Here is a 19,346-nt window from a genome sequence, read left to right as displayed (position 1 = left end):
GGGCTCTGCCCCCAGACCCCCGGAGTATTTCAGCCAAAATGAAGGGGCCCGCGCGGCCCCAGGAAAGGATGGCACCATGAGCCCCAGAGACGAAATCCCGGCGCTTCGCGGCGAGGACGGCGAAGGCTCGGTGCAGGTGCACCAGGATCCGTCGATGAAGATCGAGGGGGCCAAGGTCTTTTCGGTCTACGGCAAGGGCGGGATCGGGAAATCGACCACGAGTTCGAACCTGTCGGCCGCGTTTTCCGTTCTCGGCAAGCGGGTGCTGCAGATCGGTTGCGACCCGAAGCATGACAGCACCTTCACCCTGACCGGGCAGTTGCAGCCCACGGTGATCGACATCCTGAAGGAGGTGGATTTCCACCCCGAGGAACTCAGGCCCGAGGATTTCGTGACCGAGGGCTTCGGCGGCGTGCAATGCGTCGAGGCCGGCGGGCCGCCCGCCGGCACCGGCTGCGGCGGCTATGTCGTGGGCCAGACCGTGAAGCTTCTGAAGCAGCATCACATGCTGGAAGACACCGATGTGGTGATCTTCGACGTTCTCGGCGATGTCGTCTGCGGCGGGTTTGCGGCCCCCCTTCAGCACGCCGACCGCGCCGTGATCGTCACCGCGAACGATTTCGATTCGATCTATGCGATGAACCGGATCATCGCCGCCGTTCAGGCCAAGTCGAAGAATTACAACGTGCGGCTCGCGGGCTGCGTGGCGAACCGCTCGAAGGATACCGACGAGGTGGATCGCTACTGCCAGACCGTGGGCTTCAAGCGGATCGCGCATATGCCGGATATCGACGCGATCCGCCGCTCTCGCCTGAAGAAGAAGACGCTGTTCGAAATGCCCGATGACGAGGACATCGTCATGGCGCGGAAGGAATACGTGCGGCTGGCGGAACTGCTTTACGCCGGGACCGATCCGCTTGCCCCCGCGCCGCTTCCCGACCGCGAGATCTTCGAGCTTCTGGGATTCGACTGATGACCGCCAGCCCCGCATATGACGCCACGCGCGCCCGGGTCGAAACCTATTTCGACCGGACGGCGACCCGGACATGGGAGCGCCTTACATCGGACGCCCCCGTCAGCCGGATCCGCCAGACCGTGCGCGCGGGCCGCGACCGGATGCGGGCGCTGATGCTGTCGCGCCTGCCGCTCGACCTGCGCGGCGCGCGGATTCTCGACGCGGGTTGCGGGGCGGGGCAGATGAGCGCGGAACTCGCCGCGCGGGGCGCCGACGTCTTGGGCGTCGATCTGTCGCCGCAGCTGATCGGCATCGCCGAAGCGCGGATGCCCGCCGAACTGCGGCCCCGGGTGCAGTTCGTGGCGGGTGACATGCTCGACACCGCCCATGGCACCTTCGACGCGGTCTTCGCGATGGACAGCCTGATCTATTACGACCGGCACGACCTGAACACCGCCCTGGGCCGCCTGGCGCAGCGCACCGAACTGATCGTCTTCACCGTGGCGCCGAAGACCACGCTGCTGACGGCGATGTGGTGGGCGGGAAAGCTGTTTCCACGGTCCGACCGTTCGCCCGTGATGGTGCCGCAGGCGCCCGGGCGGCTGAACGCCGCCTCGGTCGGGCGGATCGCGTCGGGCTTCTACATCTCGGAATGCATGGAGATGCGGCGATGATCATCCCGAAATCCGTGTTCAAATCGCTTTCGATCCGGTTCTTGCCCTTTGCCGATGCGGCTTCGGACGAGTTGCCGCTGGGCCAGCTTCTGAGGCTCGCGCTGTTCCAGGTGTCGGTGGGCATGGCGACCGTCATGCTTCTCGGCACGCTCAACCGGGTGATGATCGTGGAGCTTTCGGTGCCCGCCTTCGTGGTGGCGACGATGATCGCGCTGCCGGTTCTGATCGCGCCGTTCCGCGCGCTTCTGGGCTTCCGTTCCGACACCCACCGATCGGCGATCGGGTGGAAGCGGGTGCCCTATCTCTGGTTCGGCTCGCTCTGGCAGATGGGCGGGCTTGCGGTGATGCCCTTCGCGCTTCTGGTTCTGTCGGGCGACAACACGATCGACGTGCCCTTCGCGGGGCAGGTGCTGGCGGCGCTGGCCTTCCTGATGATGGGCCTCGGGATGCACATGACGCAGACCGCGGGGCTTGCGCTGGCCGCCGACCGCGCGACGGACGAGACGCGGCCGCGCGTCGTCGCGCTTCTTTACGTGATGTTCCTGATCGGCATGGCGGTGTCTGCGATCGTCATCGGCTGGCTATTGCGCGATTTCAGCGCGATCCGGCTGGTGCAGGTCGTGCAGGGCGCGGCCCTTCTGACGCTTCTGATCAACCTCGTCGCGCTCTGGAAGCAGGAGCAGGTTCGCCCGATGAGCGCCGAAGAGCGCGCCGCCCCCCGGCCCAAGTTCGCCGAGGCCTGGGCCGATTTCACCGGCGGCGGCGATGCCGGGCGGCTTCTGGTCGTCGTCTTCGTGGGCACCATGGCCTTCAACATGCAGGACGTTCTGCTGGAACCCTACGGGGGAGAGATCCTGGGGCTCAGCGTTTCCGCCACCACGATCCTGACGGCGCTCTGGGCCGTGGGCGCGCTGGCGGGGTTCGCGCTGGCCGCGAAATGGCTTGCAGCGGGGCTCAGCCCCTACCGCATGTGTTCGCGCGGGATCCTGTTCGGGATCGCGGCGTTTTCCTGTGTCGTCTTCTCGGCACCGATGCATTCGCCCACGCTGTTCTATGCGGGCGCGACGGGCATCGGTTTCGGCGGCGGGCTGTTTGCCGTCGCCACGCTGACGGCGGCGATGACGATGCCGGCGGCCGGCATGGCGGGGCGCGGGCTTGCGCTCGGCGCCTGGGGGGCCGCGCAGGCCACCGCCGCCGGGCTTTCGATCGCCGCGGGCGGGCTCATTCGCGACGGCGTCAACGCGCTGGCGCTGAACGGATCGCTGGGCGAGGCGCTGAACCTGCCCGTCACCGGATACTCAACCGTCTATCACCTGGAGATCGGGCTTCTCTTCGGCACGCTGATCGTGCTGGGGCCGCTTGTCCGCATCACCGCACTGAAACCGCAATCCCACACCACGGGAGCCGGCAGGATTGGTCTTGCCGACTTCCCCACCTAACCCTTGGAGGTATCAACCATGGTCGGTGTCAACTTCTTCGGGAACTTCGATTTGGCGAGCCTCGCCATCTGGGGGTTCTGGCTCTTCTTCGCCTACCTGATCTACTACCTGCAGACAGAGAACATGCGGGAAGGCTATCCCCTCGAAGACGAGGATGGCGAGATCGCGCCGAACCAGGGCCCGTTCCCTGTGCCGGAGCCGAAGACGTTCAAGCTGCGCGACGGGCGCGGCGAGGTGACGGTGCCGTCGCCCGAGAACGAGGAGGCGCATCGCCGCCAGAACCTCGCGCTCGAACGCACCGCGACGGCGAACGGCTTCCCGCTCGCGCCCACCGGCAACCCGCTGGCCGATGGTGTGGGCCCGGCCTCCTGGGCACCCCGGCGCGACGAGCCCGAGCTTGACGGCCACGGCCATCCGAAGATCTCGCCGATGGCGGGGCATGCCGATTTCTTTGTCTCGGCGGGCCGCGATCCGAGGGGCCTTCCGGTGCTGTCGCGCGACGATCAGGTCGTGGGCCACATCAAGGAAATGTGGGTCGACGCCGCCGAACAGATGGTGCGCTACCTCGAATACGATCTGGAACCCGAATGGGGCGAAGGCTCGCGCCTGGTGCCGATCACGCTGACGCGGATCAAGGACCGCTGGGTGATGGTCAAGACGCTCAAGGCCGCCGATTTCAACGGCGTGCCGAAGATCGCGGGAACCGATCAGATCACCAAGCTCGAGGAAGACAAGGTGTCGGCCTACTACGCCGGCGGCCCGCTTTTCTCGTGAGATGAACCCTGGCGGGGCAGGTGCTGCCTGCCCCGCCGCAAGCCAGACCTGGGAACGAAAGGGCGCTCGCCATGCCCCATGATGATTTCGCCGTAGAGCCCGTGCGCGGGCTTCCGGAGCGCCCGCCCGAGGGCGAGCTTGTGCTGTGGCAGGGGCGGCCCGCCGCCTATGCGCTGGCGCGCGACGCGCTGAACATGAACTGGGTCGCGGGGTATTTCATGCTTCTCGCCGTGTGGCGGGTGGGCGTGTCTTCCGCCGACATGCCGTTTCTCGAGGCGCTGCCCCTCGCCATCCCCTTCGTCGTGATCGGGTTCGTCGCGGTTGCGGTGCTTTACGGCATCGCGCTGATCCTCGCCCGCACGACCGTCTACACGATCACCACCGCGCGGGTGGCGATGCGGATCGGCGCGGCGCTGACCGTCACGCTGAACCTGCCCTTCGCGAAGATCGAGTCGGCGGATCTGTCGTTGAAAAGCGACGGCTCCGGCACGATCGCCTTCACCACGGCGGGCGACACGCGGCTGAGCTTCCTGATCCTCTGGCCGCATGTGCGCCCGTGGAAGATGCGCAAGCCCGAACCGGCGCTGCGCGCCATTCCCGATGCGGCGAATGTCGCGCGACTCTTCGCCGATGCGGCGGAAGCCTCGTTCGACGCGCCCGAAATCGCCCGCCGCCCGGCCCGCGCGGCCGGCGGCAGCGCCGTGCCGGCGGAATAGGAGGGGCGACGATGTCCGAGACACGCACACAACCCTTCTACGACGCCGAACGCGGGCGCCTGTCGAATGCCGGCGACCGCGAAGTCATTCCCAGCCGCCTGATCTACGCGATGTTCGGCCTCGCCTTCGCATCGCTCGTCTTCGTGTCGATCTCCGTCGTGCTCGACCGGCCGCATTCGGGCGTGCCGGCGGCAGAGCCCGCGCTGGCCGTGCACGAGGTCACGCTTGCCGGCGAGGGCAAGGGCGCGCTGGTGACCGACACGGCCTCCGGCACCGTTCTTCTCGATACCGAAAACGGGGCCTTCGTCACCGTGGTGCGCGAGGGGCTCGAAACCGCCCGCCGCAAGCACCGCGTCACGGGCAACCCGGCGGTCACGATCACCGAGTGGGAAAGCGGGCGATGGACGCTCGACGACCCGGCCACCGGCTGGAGGATGGAGCTTTCGTCCTTCGGTCAGGGCAATCTCGGCCACTTCCGCAAGCTGTTTCAATAACCAAGAAAATGGGAACCGACAGATGGGACTTCTGACAAGAGACTACGAAACGGTGCCATGCACCGTCGAGGTAAGCCACTGCTTCGACAGTCTGCACGCGCATGTGAAATTCAATGACGGTTCGGTCATTCACCCGGGTGACGAGGTGCTGGTGAAGGGCCCGCCCGTGATGGCGCCCTATGGCGAGGTCGTGACCGAGGAACGCGAGGCGCGGATCACCCGCGCAAGCGGCCTCGAACGGCTCTGGACGCGCCTGACCGGCGATTTCGAGTTCATGGAGCTTTGCGAATTCTCGTTCAGCGAGGAGGCCACGCTATGAACGTTCAGACAGCGACCCACACCGCCGATGCCACCACCGTCGAGGAGGGCCTTGCGATCCAGGAAGCGCAGGCCGTGCATGACAGCGATACGGCGACCGCCGTGGCCATGCAGAACACCCTTCTGACGCCGCGCTTCTACACCACCGATTTCGACGAGATGGATGCGATCGACGTAAGCCCCGTCCGCGCGGACTGGGACAAGCTGATCGCCCAGATGGAATCCGACCCCAACAAGGGCCACTTCAAGAAGAACGAAGACTGGGATCACGTCGACTGGGACGGGATGGAACCCGAACTGAAGAAGGAGTTCATCGATTTCCTGATCTCGTCGTGTACCGCCGAATTCTCTGGCTGCGTGCTCTACAAGGAGATGAAGCGGCGCGGGAACAACAAGGACATCACCCAGCTCTTCCAGCTCATGGCCCGCGACGAGGCCCGGCACGCGGGCTTCATCAACGATGCGCTGCGCGAGGCGGGGATCGCGGTGAACCTGGGCTTCCTGACGAAGAAGAAGAAATACACCTACTTCCGCCCGAAGTTCATCTATTACGCCACCTACCTTTCGGAAAAGATCGGCTACGCCCGCTACATCACGATCTTCCGGCATCTCGAGGCGAACCCCGAATACCGGTTCCACCCGATCTTCAAGTGGTTCCGCGAGTGGTGCAACGACGAGTTCAGCCATGGCGAGGCCTTCGCGCTTCTGATGAAGACCGACCCGAAGCTGACATCGGGGCGCAACGTCTGGTGGATCAAGTTCTTCCTCACCGCCGTCTACGGCACGATGTTCGTACGCGATCACCAGCGGCCCGCCTTCCACAAGGCGCTGGGCGTCGATCCCGACTGGTACGGGCAGGAGGTGTTCCGCAAGACATCCGAGATCTCGAAACAGGTCTTCCCGATCACGCTTGATATCGATCACCCGAACTGGATGCCGGCGCTGAAGCGGCTGCAGAAGGCCAATGCCGATCTCGACCGTGCGAAGAAGACGGGCGGCGCGGCGGGCAAGCTTGCCGAACTGGGCGCATCGGCCCGGGCGGCGGCGGCCTTCCTGTCGCTCTACATGATCCCGGCGGTGCCGAACGAGGTGCCCGAAGATACGCGGCTGGAGCCGGCCTATTGAACCACGCTCGCGTGATAAGCGCCGCCCCGGGCCTGACCCGGGGCCTCCGGTCGTTCCACGAGGTCCCGGGTCAGGCCCGGGACGGCGGGCGCCGATGCTAGCCTCTCCCTGGATCGCGGCGCTGATCGCGCTCTTCGTCTGGTGGTTTTCCACCGGGGCGATCCTGTGGGTGGTGAAGGGGGCCGACGGGCGCGGGCCCGGCGGCCACCGGTGGTCGGTGATCCTGAGCCTGCCGCTGTTCGTCGCCGGGGTCACCGGCTTCGCGATGACCCTCGCGGAACCCGGGATCGAGGGCGCCTATATCGCCTTCCTCTCTGCGCTGGCGATCTGGGGCTGGATCGAACTTGCCTTCCTCAGCGGCGCGATCACCGGCCCGAACGCCGCGCCGTGCCCGCCCGGCAGCCAGGGGTGGGACAGGTTCATGCGCGCCTGGGGCACCATCGCCTATCACGAGATCCTTCTGGCCTGCGCCCTTCTCGCGATGGTCGTGCCCTCGATGGGCGCTGAAAACCAGGTCGCGCTCTGGACCTTCGGGGTGCTGTTCTTCGCCCGCGTCTCGGCCAAGCTGAACCTCTTCCTCGGCGTCCCGCGCATCCACACCGAATTCCTGCCCCGGCCGCTGGCGCACCTGCCCAGCCATTTCCGGCAATCGCGCCTCAACGCGCTGTTCCCGTTCTCGGTCACCGCGCTTGCCTTCACCGTCGCGTGCTGGCTCGAACGGATCCACGCCGCCGACAGCCCGGCCGCGGCGGTGGCCTTCGCCCTTCTCGCGGCGCTTACCGCGCTCGCCCTGCTCGAACACTGGCTGATGGTTCTGCCGCTGCCCGACGAAAAACTATGGCGCTGGATGATCCCCGCGCCCAAGCCCAACGACAAGACACTGCTCAGAGAGGATGCCAATGGACTTTGACACGCTTTTCGAAGCCCAGATCGACGCCCTGAAAGAGGAGGGCAACTATCGCATCTTTGCCGAGCTGGAACGGCGATGCGGGACGTTCCCGAAGGCGATGAACTACAACGAGGACGGGGTGCGGGACGTGACCGTCTGGTGTTCCAACGACTACCTCGGCATGGGCCAGCATCCCGACGTGGTGAAGGCGATGTGCGAGGTGGCCGAAAGCTGCGGCACCGGTGCGGGCGGCACGCGCAACATCTCGGGCACCAATCACCACCACCTTCTTCTGGAAGCCGAACTGGCGGATCTTCACCAGAAGGAAGCGGCGCTTCTTTTTACCTCGGGCTACGTGTCGAACTGGGCGGCGCTCTCGACGCTGGGAAGCCGCCTGCCGGGCGCGGTGATCCTGTCGGATGCGCTGAACCATGCCTCCATGATCGAAGGCATCCGCCATTCCCGCGCCGACAAGGTGATCTGGAAGCACAACGATCCGAAGGATCTTGATGAAAAGCTTGCCGCGATCCCCGCGGACCGGCCCAAGATCGTCGCCTTCGAAAGCGTCTATTCGATGGATGGCGATATCGCCCCCATTGCCGATATCGTCGAGGTTGCCGAAAAGCACGGCGCGATGACCTACCTCGACGAGGTGCATGCGGTTGGCCTTTACGGCCCGCGCGGCGGCGGCGTGGCCGAACAGGAAGGGCTGATGGACCGGATCACCCTGATCGAGGGCACTTTGGGCAAGGCCTTCGGCTGTTTCGGCGGCTATATCACCGGCTCCGCCGCGCTTTGCGATTTCATCCGCTCTTTCGCGAGCGGCTTCATCTTCACCACCGCGCTGCCGCCTGCGGTGGCGGCGGCGGCGAAAACCTCGATCGCTCACCTGAAAGTGTCCGAGTTTGAAAGGATGCGTCAACGCCGGCAGGTTAAGCTTCTGCGCTCGAAGCTTGACGCCATCGGAATTCCGCACCTGCCGAACCCCAGCCATATCATCCCCGTGATGGTCAAGAATCCGGTCAAATGCCGGATGATCAGCGATATGCTGATGGATGACTGGGGCATTTACGTGCAGCCGATCAACTACCCCACCGTGCCCAAGGGGACGGAACGGCTGAGGATCACGCCGGGGCCGCTGCATTCCGACGATGATATTGAATATCTGGTCGAGGCGCTGTCAGAACTCTGGTCGCATTGCGCCATTGCGCGGCAAGTCGCGTAAAATCCACCTGGGAACTTTACGAGGCAGGTGAGCGTCTTAGATAGAGACCGAACGACTGTCAGAAGGGAGAAACCACTATGAAGAAGTTCATGATCGCTGCGGCAGCCTGCGGCCTGATGGCCGGGCCCGCGCTTGCCGACGGACACACCCCTTCGGGTGACGCCGCCGCCGGCGAGTCGGCGTTCAGCCAGTGCCAGACTTGCCATGTCGTCGTCGACGGCGACGGCAACACGCTGGCGGGCCGGAATGCACGGACAGGCCCGAACCTCTATGGCATCGCCGGCCGCCAGGCGGGCATCGTCGACGGGTTCCGCTATTCCGATGCCGTGGTCAGCGCAGGCGAAGCCGGGCTGATGTGGGACGAGGAAACCTTCGTGGGCTACGTCCAGGATCCGACGGGCTGGCTGCGCGAGCATCTGGACGACAACCGCGCCCGGGGCAAGATGTCCTACAAGGTGCGGAAGGAAGAGGATGCGGTGAACCTCTGGGCCTACCTCTATTCGCTGGCATCGCCGGCAGAGGACGGGGCGAGCGCCTTTACGAACTAAGCGCCAATTGCGCGCACAGACGGGCCGTCCTCAGGGGCGGCCCGTTTGCGTCTCGGCCGCGGCGTGGCGTTCGCCCTCTTCCGGCGTCAGCCCGTAAGGCGCGACCAGCCGCCAGACGTGATCGGGGATCATCCATTTCATCCGGTGCGGATAGGCCCGGCGCAGGTGCAGCACGGTCTCCGCCGCCTTCATCTCCAGCCGCGCCCGCGCGAATTCGATCCCCCGCGGCCCGATCCGCGGCTGAAGCCAGCCGACGATCCCGCGCGCCCAGCCCGGCATCCGCCGCAGCGGCAGGCCACCCGCCGCGCGCTCGGTATTCTGGATGAACCCCGCGACGGCGCCCTTCCGCTTCCCCGCCGTGCCCGGCGCCTCAAGCCTGATCTCATCGCCGAGCCCCGCCAGAAGCGCCGCCCCCCGCGCATTTCGCACGATCAGCCACTGATCGCCCTCGCCGCCCATATAGCCCACGGTGATATCCGCCAGCCGGTTCGTGTAATCGACGCAGGTGCGGCAGGTCAGCGGAAAGAAATAGCCGGGCAGATCCGACAGGGGCAGCTTCAGAAACGGGATCTCGCGCCGCGCCCCGTCGTCGAAGCGCAGTTCCACGTGATAATCGGCGCGGAATTCGAGGTAACTCACCGCCTCCGGCCGGTCGGTCAGGCGCGACAGGAAGTGGTGAAAGTTTTCCGTCGTGGTGTTGTCGGAGCACGGCGTGCCGATCACCGTGATGCTTTCGAAATCGAGCGCGGCCTCGATCTGCCGGAGGGCGTAGACCTGGCAGGGAATGCCGATCACCGCGATCCGGCGATGCCCCGCGGCCCTTGCGGGTTCGAGAAGCGCCAGAAGCGGCGCATAGCCCATCCGCATCCCTCGCGCCGCAGCCATGCCTTCGGCCTCGGTGATGATCGCCGCGCGCGGCCGCCAGCGGTCGTGCGGGTCGGGCACCATGGTCAGAACCGCATCGACAGCCCCGGTTTCCAGCAACCGCGCGGCCAGCCGCGTGGTGATCCCCGTCCACTGCGCGCCCTCCGACGGCGGATCAAGGCGCGCGCGGTGCATCCCGTGGATCACCCCGAAAAACGCCTCGTCCCCCGTCGCCCCGGCCTCGCGCCCGTGCACGCGCCGCTCGGCGCCCTCGTAATCGGGGCGGATGAACTGACAGGCCCGCCCGCAGGCCTTCGCCATCGGCCCGCGCGAGAGCCCGCAATCGGTGCAAAGGCCCCGCGCCTTCGCCGGGCCGGGCTCGGGCGCCCAGATCGGCGGTGGCGGGGTATAGGTGTCGGGCATGGCGCGCAGGGCCCCCAGGGGAATGAACTGTCCCAAGGTAGCGTCAGGCGAGTGTAAATCCAAGTTTACAATCGCGCGTACCCATGCGCTCAATCGTCTCTTTCACCACCCAAGGCGATGCGCTAAGAGGCGCGCGGACTCTCGCAAAGGAGCACCCTGATATGGGCTATCGCGTCGTCGTCGCCGGCGCCACGGGCAACGTGGGCCGTGAAATGCTGAACATCCTGGCCGAGCGCCAGTTTCCCGCCGATGAGGTCGTGGCACTCGCCTCGCGCCGTTCGCTCGGCACAGAGGTCAGCTATGGCGACAAGACACTGAAGACCAAGGATCTCGATACCTTCAATTTCGAAGGCTACGACATCGCGCTTTTCGCCATCGGCTCGGACGCCACGAAAACCTACGCGCCGCGCGCCGCGAAGGCCGGCTGCCTCGTGATCGATAACTCCTCGCTCTACCGATACGATCCCGAGGTTCCGCTGATCGTGCCGGAAGTGAACGCCGACGCGATCGAAGGCTTCCGCAACAAGATGATCATCGCGAACCCGAACTGTTCGACCGCGCAGATGGTGGTGGCGCTGAAGCCCCTGCACGACCGCGCCCGCATCAAGCGCGTCGTCGTCTCGACCTACCAGTCGGTGTCCGGCGCGGGCAAGGAAGGGATGGACGAGCTTTGGGATCAGACCAAGGGCATGTACGTCCCAGGCCAGGAAAAGGAACCGTCCAAGTTCCAGAAGCAGATCGCCTTCAACGTGATCCCGCATATCGACACGTTCATGGAAGACGGCTCCACCAAGGAAGAGTGGAAGATGGTCGTCGAGACGAAGAAGATCGTCGACCCGAAGATCAAGGTCACGGCCACCTGCGTGCGCGTGCCGGTCTTCGTCGGCCATTCCGAGGCGGTGAATGTCGAGTTCGAGGATTTCCTCGATGAAGACGAGGCCCGCGATATCCTGCGCGAGGCCCCGGGCATCATGGTGGTCGATAAGCGCGAGACGGGCGGTTACGTCACGCCCGTTGAATGCGTGGGCGACTTCGCCACCTTCATCAGCCGCATCCGGCAGGATCCGACGATCGAGAACGGGCTGAACTTCTGGTGCGTCTCCGACAACCTGCGCAAGGGGGCGGCGCTCAACGCGGTGCAGATCGCCGAGCTTTACGGCAACCGCATCCTGCAGATGGCCTGAGGGGCCGCGAATCAGATTTCGGGAAGGGGCCGTCCGCGCGATGCGGGCGGCCCTTTTCCATCAGGAAATTCCCTCATTGTTTCGCAGGGGCGAACGGCTTCCGCAAAGCGGCCAGAGTGTTTCGCAAACCGCGCCCGCGGGCCCGCCTTGCGTGACGTGCATCACCCTTAAATCCAAGGCTGCCCCGATTTTGCCACAATTCCGTTCGGTTTCCGCCCCAGTCCGGCGGAAGCGTCGTCTGACGGCGACGCAGACCCGCGCCGCCACCGAAACCCGAAAGACGCCGTAACCAGTGTTCTCTTGCCCTTGAATTGGCCCGCAAACGACGGAGAACCTCGAAGATGAAGACGCCGCTGATCGAAAAGGCCCGCGCCAACCGCAACGCCGCCCTCGACTATGTCGATACCCAGAAGTCCAAGCTCGTGCTTCTGGCGGGATTGACCCGGGGCCAGGCCGTGCGGGCGCCTTTCCCCGTTCTCGGCTTCGCCACGACCCGGCGCATGCCCTGCGCCGTCTGATCTGACCGCGCCCCGGCGGGGCCTCCTTGCCTCCGGGCAAGCCGAAGAGGGCGCGGTGCCTCCGGTCGCTGTCACTGGCGACCAGCGACGCGGAGCGGCTCATCCCGCTCCGCGTCCGTCGTTTCAGAACCGCTCGGCCCGGATCACCTCGCAATCGCCGATGGTCACGACGCCGATATGCCGCTCGACCACCTTGAACGCGGCTTCCAGAAGCGTATCCAGCCGCTCGGGCCGGATGATCGCCACCACCTGCACCATGCCGCCCGCGCGCCCGACCTGGCCCTCCCGGCTCCACCGCCCCGAGCGGCCCGAGCCGCCCAGAACGGGCAGCACCGTGAACCCGGTCACCCCGTGTTTCGTCAGCGTATCGGTCAGCCGCCGCTCCATCGGCGCCTCGATGATGATCGCCACGCGCTTGGCCTTGTGTGTTTCCATGGCTCAGCCTCCCACGGTCATGGTGGCCACCGTGACATAAAGCGGGATGCCCACGGTAATGTTGAAGGGAAATGTCACGCCAAGCGACAGCGTGAGGTAGATCGACGGGTTCGCCTCGGGAAGCGCCACGCGCATCGCGGCCGGCACGGCGATATAAGAGGCCGACGCGGCCAGCGTCATCAGAAGCGCCGCGCCCCCGGTCGAGAGGCCCAGGATCAGCGCCGCGATCAGCCCGAATGCCGCGCCGATGGGCGGCATCAGAAGGCCGAAACCCACTGCGCCCAGCCCGAGCGCGCCCCGCGCGCTGCGCAGGCCCCGGCCGGCGACAAGCCCCATGTCCAGCAGGAACAGGCACAAGACCCCCTGGAACGGCGAGACGATGAAGCTTTCGATCCGCGCCAGCCCGTCCTCGCCCGTGGCAAGCCCGATCAGGAAGCTGCCCACCAGAAGCACGATCGACCCGTTCAGCAGGATTTCGCGCCAGAGATCGCCATCCATCCCCGCCGACCGCCCGGTGCGCGCGACAAGCCACAGTGCCGACAGGATCGCCGGGGCCTCCATGATCGCCGCGACGGCCACCATGTAACCCTCCGCATCGATCCCGCGGCCCTGCAGAACCGAGGTCGCGGTCACGAAGGTGACTATCGAGATCGATCCGTAATGCGCGGCCACGGCGGCGGCATCCACCGTTTCCATCCGCGTCAGCACGCGCAGAAGCGCGAAGGCCACGAAGGGGATCAGGAAGGACAGGACAAGCCCCGCCAGAAGCGCGCCCAGAAGTTTCCCGTCGATCCCGTGCGCCGCCACTCCGGCCCCGCCCTTGAAGCCGATGGCGAACAGAAGATAGATCGACATCCCCTTGGCCACGGCTTCGGGGATCGACAGATCCGACCGGGCGAGGGCCGCGAACATCCCCAGCGCGAAGCTCAGGATGATGGGTGAGATCAGGTTTTCGGCCGCAAGCGCCAGGATATCGGTCATGGGGCTGGTCCCACCCTGGCCGTCAGATCGACACGAAGCTGCGCGAAGCGGGGTCGTAGGCCTCCATCCGCCCGTCGCCGATATCGATCCAGAGCCCGTGAACGCCGGTCCGCCCGCTTTCCACGGCCTCGACCACGAAGGGATAGGTCAGAAGGTTCTCGATCGAAACCAGCACGGCCTCCTTCTCCAGCCGCCTGATGCGATCCTCCTCGGGGGCATCCTCGGGCAGGCGCTCGTAGCCCGGGCGCAGAAGATCCATCCACCGCCCGACGAAACTCGCCTGCTCCAGAAGATCCGGCGCATGGCCCGAACACATCTGGTAACAGCCCTCGACCCCGCCGCATTGCGAATGGCCCATCACGATGATGTGGCGCACCTTCAGCACCTGCACCGCGTATTCGATCGCCGCCGAGGTGCCGTGATGCGCGCCGTCCGGTTCATAGGGCGGCACCAGCGCCGCCACGTTCCGGTGCACGAACATCTCGCCCGATGCAGCCCCGAAGATCGACGTGACGTGCACCCGGCTGTCACAGCAGGCGATAACCATTTCAAGGGGATCCTGCCCCAGATCGGCCAGCGCCCTGAACTGAATCTTCTGCGCGGCGTGGATCGTCTCGAGCCAGATACGGTAGCGCACCTGCAGGCGTTTCGGCAGGATCTGCGCGCGATGAACCATGTATGTCCCCTTTCCCCGCCGCCGGACAGATCGGCCGGTTCGGCGCTATTTTGCGGATTCCGTTCAATTTTCGCGACAGGGTCAACCCTTTCTTGGGAGCGTTGGGCTAAACCGGGGGCTCATTGCGAGGAACTGATGTGCATTCACCGCCCCAATTGATTCCCAAGGAACATGCCGGCCTCTATTGCGGCCGGCTGGAAGAGATTCTGCTAACCCACGGGGAACGCGGCGCTGAACGCTTCCTCGGCCGCACGCTTGAAGACGTGGCCGTCCGGCTCAGCCGGGTGGAACGCTGCTGGCAACGGGGCGAGGTAGGCGCGCTGCGCCGAACGGCGCGTGCGCTGTCGGAGGCTGCGGGGCAGATCGGGCTCACCACCCTGTCGCGCGTGGCCCTCGATGTCAGCCAGGTGACCTGGCGGAACGATCCCGCGGCGCTGGCGGCCACGGTCAGCCGGCTTGTCCGGGTGGGCGAGGCGTCGCTGATGCGGATCTGGGATATTCGGGACGAGACCGTCTGATCGCGCCTTGCGGGCCGCGCGCGGCCCGGGCACCTTAGCCGCGCAACAGGTTTCTGGAGACGGCGATGGGCGATCTCGGGTTTGCGTCCGATACAGGTGCGGCGCTGCCGCTTTACCTTGTTCCCAAGGGGGGGCTGGCCGACGCGCTTTCGGGCGCGGATGGCGGCATATCCGCCTGGGCCGAGGCGGCGGGGTTTTCCGGCAAGGCGGGCGAGGCGCTTGTCGTCCGGGGTGCGGACGGCGCGGCCACGGCGGCCCTCGTCGGTCTGGGTGACGCGACCGATCGCGCGCGCAGGCGCTTCGTTCTGGGCGGGGCGCGCGCGAAGCTTCCGAAAGGCACCTACCATATCGCGAACCCGGGCGCCGCGGGCGCCGATCTCGACGAGGCCGCGCTTGGTTGGCTTCTGGCCGGCTACCGCTTCGACCGCTACAAATCGCAGAACGGGGTCGAGGCGGAACTTGCCGCCCCCGACGGCATCGACGCCGCCCGCATCGCGGCCATCGCGTCTGGCGAGGCGCTGACCCGCGATCTGATCAACACCCCGTCCTCCGACATGGGGCCCGCAGAGCTCGAGGCCGCCGCCCGCGCGCTGGCCGAAGAGTTCGGCGCGGATATCGAAGTGACGACAGGCCAAACCCTCCTCGAACAGAACTTCCCCATGATCCACGCAGTCGGCCGCGCCAGCCCGCGCGAGCCCCGGCTCATCGACATCACCTGGGGCGGCGAGGGCCCGCGTCTTACCCTCGTCGGCAAGGGCGTCTGTTTCGACACCGGCGGGCTCAACCTCAAGCCGGGCAGCAGCATGGGGCTGATGAAGAAGGACATGGGCGGCGCGGCCACCGTCCTGGGCCTCGCCCGCATGATCATGGCGACCGGCGCGAAGATCGGGCTGCGCGTCCTGATCCCGGCGGTCGAGAATTCCGTCTCGGGCGCGGCCTTCCGCCCGCAGGATGTGCTGACCTCGCGCAAGGGCCTGACGGTCGAGATCAACAACACCGATGCCGAGGGCCGTCTCGTCCTCGCCGACGCGCTTGCCTATGCCGAAGAGGCCGGGCCCGATCTCATCGTTTCCATGGCCACCCTCACCGGTGCGGCCCGCGTCGCCGTTGGCCCCGATCTGGCGCCGTTCTACACCGATGACGACGGCCACGCGGCGCGCCTGGCAGAGGCCGCGGCACAGGTGCGCGATCCGGTCTGGCGCATGCCCTTCTGGGCTCCCTACGAGACGATGATCGAACCCGCGATCGCCGATCTCGATAACGCACCCTCGGGGGGCTTCGCCGGCTCGATCACGGCGGCGCTGTTCCTGCGCCGCTTCGTCGAGGCGACGCCCTACATCCATTTCGACATCTTCGGCTGGCAACCCACCGCCGCACCGGCCCGCCCCAAGGGCGGCGTCGGCCAGAGCGCGCGGGCGCTGTTCGAGGCGCTGCCGGACCTTCTGCCATGAGCGATCCGCGCCAGACGCCGTTCGACGGGCGGGTGGCGCACCGCTCGCTCGAAGGCCAGGTCGAGGCCGAGGCCTTCACCGACGGCCGCTGGGCGGTTGTGACGGCGCCGCGCCTGCCGCTTTTCAGCCGCCCGAGCAGCGGCATGGAGCGCGAGCTTCTGATGGGCGACCGCTTCTGCGTGATCGCGGAACCCGAGGGCTCCGGGGGCCTCGCCTACGGCTTTGCCGCCCGCGACGGATATTGCGGCTATGTGTCCGGGGCGGATCTGGCGCCCGCGCGCCCGGCGACCCACTGGGTCGCGGTGCGCGAGACCTACCGCAAGGCCACCCCCGATCTCAAAGCCTTCGATCTGATCGGATCGCTGTCCTTCGGATCCCGCCTCACCGTCAGCGGGACAGAGGGCGCCTGGGCCCGCATCGCCGGGGCGGGGGGCGATCTGTTCCACGTGCCTGCCGCCCATCTCCGGCCCATCGGCAGCTATTTCGACGATCCCGTCGCCGTCGCGTGCCTGTTCATGGGCACCCCGTATCTTTGGGGCGGCAACTCCGGCAATGGCATCGACTGTTCGGGCCTCGTCCAGGCCGCGATGCTCGCCTGCGCCATTCCCTGCCCCGGCGACAGCGACCAGCAGCGCGCGGGCCTGGGCGAAGAACTGGTGGATGACGCGCCACGCGAACGGGGCGACCTTTATTTCTGGGCAGGCCATGTCGGGCTTCTCTGCGATCCCGACACGCTTCTTCACGCCAACGCCCATCACATGGCGGTGGCCGAAGAACCACTGGATCAGGCGATTGAACGAATCGCGGCGAAGGAGGGCAAACCGGTCCTGAAACGGCGGCGGATCACTCTACCGCCCGAATGAGCTTCCGCTCCAGCACCCGCAGCACCGTCTTCAGATCCTGCCCGCGCTTCAGAATCTGCCCGTCCATCCCGATCACCGAATACATGCCCTGCCGGTCTTTCAGCTTCGGGCGCTTCTCGATCCGGTAGATCGGATGCTCGGCCGCCCGGCGGAAGATCGAAAAGATCGCAACTTCCTTCAGAAACGACATCCCGTAGTCGCGCCATTCGCCGGCGGCGACCATGCGCCCGTATATACCGAGGATCAGGCCAAGCTCCCTGCGGTCGAAGGCTACATATTCTGCACCGCCTGGCGCGGTGGGCAGGGTCTGGATCGTCATGGGGAAAGATTGGCCGGGGAACCCGCCAAAATCAAGCGCTGCCCAAGAATTGCCGCAAAATGAACGCGGAAAGGCACCACTCGCTCCGTCTTGCGGCCCTTATCTTGGGTGAACTTACGATCATAGCGAAAAGACGCTACCCCGGTGTCGCGGATTAACAGCCCCCACCCAGCCTGCGGCACCGGGGACCTAATAGGAAAAGGCCTTCGCCAGCGGCGAAGGTCTTTTTCCTTTCAGGGCCCTCGCATCAGGCGAAGGATCCCTGGCAGAACCAGCCCCCCGACAGCGCCCCGCCATGGGCATAGAACAGCCAGAGCCGTTCGCCCCCCGTCGTCGTCACACGCCAGTAATCGCGGGTACCGGATCGCCAGGCCGGATCGTCCAGCCACCATTCCGGCGCGATCCGCTCGGGCCCGGTGGCCGCAAGGGTGGTGTAGTCGCGCCGCCGCCAGCGGAAGGTCAGCGGGGCCTTCGGCACATCCTCGGCGGTCACGATCTCGGGCGGCCAGATCAGAAGCGGGCGGGGCAGGTCGGGCACGGGCCAGTCCTCGGCGGGCTCCGACCATGCGGCGGCCAGCACCTTGGAGGTTTTCTCGGGAATATGGCTGTCGGCGGGATGAAGCCGGACGATCGCCTCCATCCCGATCCGTGCTCCGATCCGCCCGATCAGGTCGTCAAGCCGCGCGCTGCCGGCGATCCGCGCCTCCGCCTCGGCGGCGGCATGGGCATGGCCGCGATGCTGGTGCGGATAGACCGGCTCCACCACCACCGCCTCCACCCGCACGCAATCTATGCCGAAGCCCGCGTCGATTTCGGGCACCTTGATCATCAGAAGCGGGCGGATGCGGTCGGGATCGGCGGTGGGCCGCGCCAGCCCCACCTCGACCCATTGCATCGTGTGATCCGACCGGTGGCATTCCAGCCGCACCCGCCGCGCCCCCTTGCCCCGTGCGGTCAGGTGCTCGGACAGCCGCGGCAGCAGGCGGTCGAGCGCGGCGGCGATGTCGGATTCAAGCCCGATGGGTTCCGGCAATGTCAGCCGCACTGCGAAGTGATCGGGCGGCTTGGCGGGAGAGACAGGCTCGGGCTCCACCCCCATCGCCTGGTCGAGCCGCTGTACCAGCGGCCGCCCGAACCGCCGGGCCAGCCCGGCCCGGGGCTGGCCCGCCAGATCCTCGATCCGGCGCAGGCCAAGGCGGGTCAGCGTGTCGACGGTCTCGCGGTCCAGCCGAAGGGCCGCCACGGGAAGCCGGGCGATGGCCTGCCGGGTCTGGCCGGGTGCGGCGATCCGGCCCGCCGGCGTTTCCGTCGCGCCCGGCTGCGGGGCCGGGCCGCCCCGTTCCCAGTGCCGCCGCTTCGCGGCGCGCGACCGGGTGGCCCAGGCTTCCTGATCGATCGCGTCGCCGGATCGGGCGGCGGCCACCGGCTGGCTGGCGAAGCGCGCCAGTGCCCAGGCGGCGCCGGGCGTATCGGCGATGCCCGCCTGCACCGTCAGCCCCAGATCCTCGCAATCAAGCGCCACCTGCTCCATCAGCGCCGCCTCGCCCCCGAAGAGATGCGCACAGCCCGTCAGGTCGACGATCAGCCCGCCGGGCGGCTGATCCGCCACCCAGGGGCTGAACTTCCCCGCCCAGCGGCGCAACCCGGCCAGAAACTGCGCCTCCATCTGCGGGTTGCGCAGCCGGGTGATGAGGCCCGGGCACATGGCCTGCGCATCGCGCAGTGGCTGGCCTTCGGTCAGCCCCGCCGCGCTCGCCGTGGCCGACAGCGAGGACAGAACCTGCATGTTGCTGTGGTCCTCGGCCACGGCGAAGGGCACCTCTCCGAGCCCGGGATCCTTTCGGATCAGGCGTTCGGCCCCGAGGCGCGGAAACCAGAGCGACAGGATGCGGCGGTTCGGCATGGTGCACATAAGCAGTTTGTTCGTGCTTTGTTCCTATCGTTCCGCCAACCGTGA

General features: G+C 66.7%; 22 protein-coding genes. 16 read left to right on the top strand and 6 right to left on the bottom strand.

Going from position 1 to position 19,346, the window contains the following annotated elements:
- Positions 1–76 precede the first annotated feature (76 nt).
- The 11 genes from bchL to RXV90_RS13970 all read left to right on the top strand — a co-directional run bounded on the left by bchL (position 77) and on the right by RXV90_RS13970 (position 9,157).
- Positions 77–973 carry a ferredoxin:protochlorophyllide reductase (ATP-dependent) iron-sulfur ATP-binding protein gene (gene bchL, locus RXV90_RS14020; RefSeq protein ID WP_316649412.1) on the top strand — a complete coding sequence of 299 codons (897 nt, stop codon included), beginning with the start codon at positions 77–79 and terminating at the stop codon, positions 971–973.
- Entirely contained in the window at positions 973–1,629 is a 657-nt protein-coding gene (gene bchM / locus RXV90_RS14015; RefSeq protein WP_316649411.1) for a magnesium protoporphyrin IX methyltransferase, read from the top strand. The genes bchL and bchM overlap by 1 nt, the downstream gene beginning before the upstream one ends.
- Complete coding sequence (locus RXV90_RS14010) at positions 1,626–3,068, top strand: PucC family protein (protein WP_316649410.1); 1,443 nt, start codon at positions 1,626–1,628, stop codon at positions 3,066–3,068. The genes bchM and RXV90_RS14010 overlap by 4 nt, the downstream gene beginning before the upstream one ends.
- 18 nt (positions 3,069–3,086) lie before the next feature.
- The gene (puhA, locus tag RXV90_RS14005; protein ID WP_316649408.1) at positions 3,087–3,842 is read left to right on the top strand and encodes a photosynthetic reaction center subunit H; all 756 of its coding nucleotides are present in this window, start codon (positions 3,087–3,089) and stop codon (positions 3,840–3,842) included.
- Positions 3,843–3,913: 71 nt separating this feature from the next.
- Positions 3,914–4,558, top strand: a complete 645-nt coding sequence (puhB, locus tag RXV90_RS14000; RefSeq protein ID WP_316649407.1) for a photosynthetic complex putative assembly protein PuhB — start codon at positions 3,914–3,916, stop codon at positions 4,556–4,558.
- 11 nt (positions 4,559–4,569) lie between these two features.
- A complete protein-coding gene (gene puhC, locus RXV90_RS13995) occupies positions 4,570–5,052 on the top strand; it encodes a photosynthetic complex assembly protein PuhC (RefSeq protein WP_316649406.1) in 483 nt (160 codons plus the stop codon).
- A gap of 22 nt (positions 5,053–5,074) precedes the next feature.
- Positions 5,075–5,371 carry a hypothetical protein gene (locus RXV90_RS13990; RefSeq protein WP_316649405.1) on the top strand — a complete coding sequence of 99 codons (297 nt, stop codon included), beginning with the start codon at positions 5,075–5,077 and terminating at the stop codon, positions 5,369–5,371.
- Entirely contained in the window at positions 5,368–6,495 is a 1,128-nt protein-coding gene (gene acsF, locus RXV90_RS13985) for a magnesium-protoporphyrin IX monomethyl ester (oxidative) cyclase (protein WP_316649404.1), read from the top strand. The genes RXV90_RS13990 and acsF overlap by 4 nt, the downstream gene beginning before the upstream one ends.
- Positions 6,496–6,589: 94 nt before the next feature.
- On the top strand, positions 6,590–7,405 hold the full coding sequence (gene puhE / locus RXV90_RS13980) for a putative photosynthetic complex assembly protein PuhE (RefSeq protein WP_316649403.1): 816 nt from the start codon (positions 6,590–6,592) through the stop codon (positions 7,403–7,405).
- Positions 7,395–8,609, top strand: coding sequence for a 5-aminolevulinate synthase (gene hemA, locus RXV90_RS13975; RefSeq protein ID WP_316649402.1), 1,215 nt, complete (start codon positions 7,395–7,397; stop codon positions 8,607–8,609). The genes puhE and hemA overlap by 11 nt, the downstream gene beginning before the upstream one ends.
- 77 nt (positions 8,610–8,686) lie before the next feature.
- A complete protein-coding gene (locus tag RXV90_RS13970; protein ID WP_316649401.1) occupies positions 8,687–9,157 on the top strand; it encodes a cytochrome C in 471 nt (156 codons plus the stop codon).
- Positions 9,158–9,187: 30 nt separating this feature from the next.
- On the opposite strand, the gene RXV90_RS13965 is transcribed toward RXV90_RS13970, so the two are convergent.
- Entirely contained in the window at positions 9,188–10,444 is a 1,257-nt protein-coding gene (locus tag RXV90_RS13965) for a Coenzyme F420 hydrogenase/dehydrogenase, beta subunit C-terminal domain (protein ID WP_316649465.1), read from the bottom strand.
- Positions 10,445–10,605: 161 nt separating this feature from the next.
- Between RXV90_RS13965 and RXV90_RS13960 the strand changes: the two genes are divergently transcribed.
- Together RXV90_RS13960 and RXV90_RS13955 are read left to right on the top strand one after the other, a co-directional pair.
- The gene (locus tag RXV90_RS13960; protein ID WP_316649400.1) at positions 10,606–11,628 is read left to right on the top strand and encodes an aspartate-semialdehyde dehydrogenase; all 1,023 of its coding nucleotides are present in this window, start codon (positions 10,606–10,608) and stop codon (positions 11,626–11,628) included.
- A 341-nt stretch (positions 11,629–11,969) separates the two neighbouring features.
- Complete coding sequence (locus RXV90_RS13955; RefSeq protein ID WP_316649399.1) at positions 11,970–12,146, top strand: hypothetical protein; 177 nt, start codon at positions 11,970–11,972, stop codon at positions 12,144–12,146.
- A 123-nt stretch (positions 12,147–12,269) separates the two neighbouring features.
- Here the strand turns inward: RXV90_RS13955 and RXV90_RS13950 are convergent, their stop codons facing one another.
- The 3 genes from RXV90_RS13950 to RXV90_RS13940 are packed head-to-tail and all read right to left on the bottom strand — an operon-like array spanning position 12,270 to position 14,238.
- The gene (locus RXV90_RS13950) at positions 12,270–12,581 is read right to left on the bottom strand and encodes a DUF3240 family protein (protein ID WP_316649398.1); all 312 of its coding nucleotides are present in this window, start codon (positions 12,579–12,581) and stop codon (positions 12,270–12,272) included.
- Between the two features lie 3 nt (positions 12,582–12,584).
- Positions 12,585–13,562: a sodium-dependent bicarbonate transport family permease gene (locus RXV90_RS13945; RefSeq protein ID WP_316649397.1), complete on the bottom strand. Its 978-nt coding sequence runs from the start codon at positions 13,560–13,562 to the stop codon at positions 12,585–12,587.
- A gap of 22 nt (positions 13,563–13,584) precedes the next feature.
- Positions 13,585–14,238: a carbonic anhydrase gene (locus RXV90_RS13940; protein WP_316649396.1), complete on the bottom strand. Its 654-nt coding sequence runs from the start codon at positions 14,236–14,238 to the stop codon at positions 13,585–13,587.
- 155 nt (positions 14,239–14,393) lie between these two features.
- On the opposite strand from RXV90_RS13940, the gene RXV90_RS13935 reads away from it, so the two are divergent.
- The 3 genes from RXV90_RS13935 (at position 14,394) to RXV90_RS13925 (ending at position 17,070) form a co-directional block, all read left to right on the top strand.
- The gene (locus RXV90_RS13935) at positions 14,394–14,756 is read left to right on the top strand and encodes a hypothetical protein (RefSeq protein WP_316649394.1); all 363 of its coding nucleotides are present in this window, start codon (positions 14,394–14,396) and stop codon (positions 14,754–14,756) included.
- Positions 14,757–14,821: 65 nt separating this feature from the next.
- A complete protein-coding gene (locus tag RXV90_RS13930) occupies positions 14,822–16,207 on the top strand; it encodes a leucyl aminopeptidase family protein (protein ID WP_316649393.1) in 1,386 nt (461 codons plus the stop codon).
- Positions 16,204–17,070 (top strand): C40 family peptidase, encoded by an 867-nt coding sequence (locus RXV90_RS13925; protein ID WP_316649392.1) that lies wholly within the window; start codon positions 16,204–16,206, stop codon positions 17,068–17,070. Before RXV90_RS13930 ends, RXV90_RS13925 begins: the two co-directional genes overlap by 4 nt.
- On the opposite strand, the gene RXV90_RS13920 is transcribed toward RXV90_RS13925, so the two are convergent.
- Both RXV90_RS13920 and RXV90_RS13915 read right to left on the bottom strand, forming a co-directional pair.
- Complete coding sequence (locus RXV90_RS13920; protein ID WP_316649391.1) at positions 17,051–17,389, bottom strand: DUF2794 domain-containing protein; 339 nt, start codon at positions 17,387–17,389, stop codon at positions 17,051–17,053. The two genes, RXV90_RS13925 and RXV90_RS13920, sit on opposite strands and share 20 nt — an antisense overlap.
- A gap of 247 nt (positions 17,390–17,636) precedes the next feature.
- Positions 17,637–19,292, bottom strand: coding sequence for a Y-family DNA polymerase (locus RXV90_RS13915; RefSeq protein WP_316649390.1), 1,656 nt, complete (start codon positions 19,290–19,292; stop codon positions 17,637–17,639).
- Between the last annotated feature and the right edge of the window lie 54 nt (positions 19,293–19,346).

Origin of the sequence: Ovoidimarina sediminis, from assembly GCF_032586175.1 — a bacterium.
Lineage (GTDB): Bacteria > Pseudomonadota > Alphaproteobacteria > Rhodobacterales > Rhodobacteraceae > Ovoidimarina > Ovoidimarina sediminis.
This window is presented reverse-complemented; position numbering and strand designations above follow the sequence as displayed.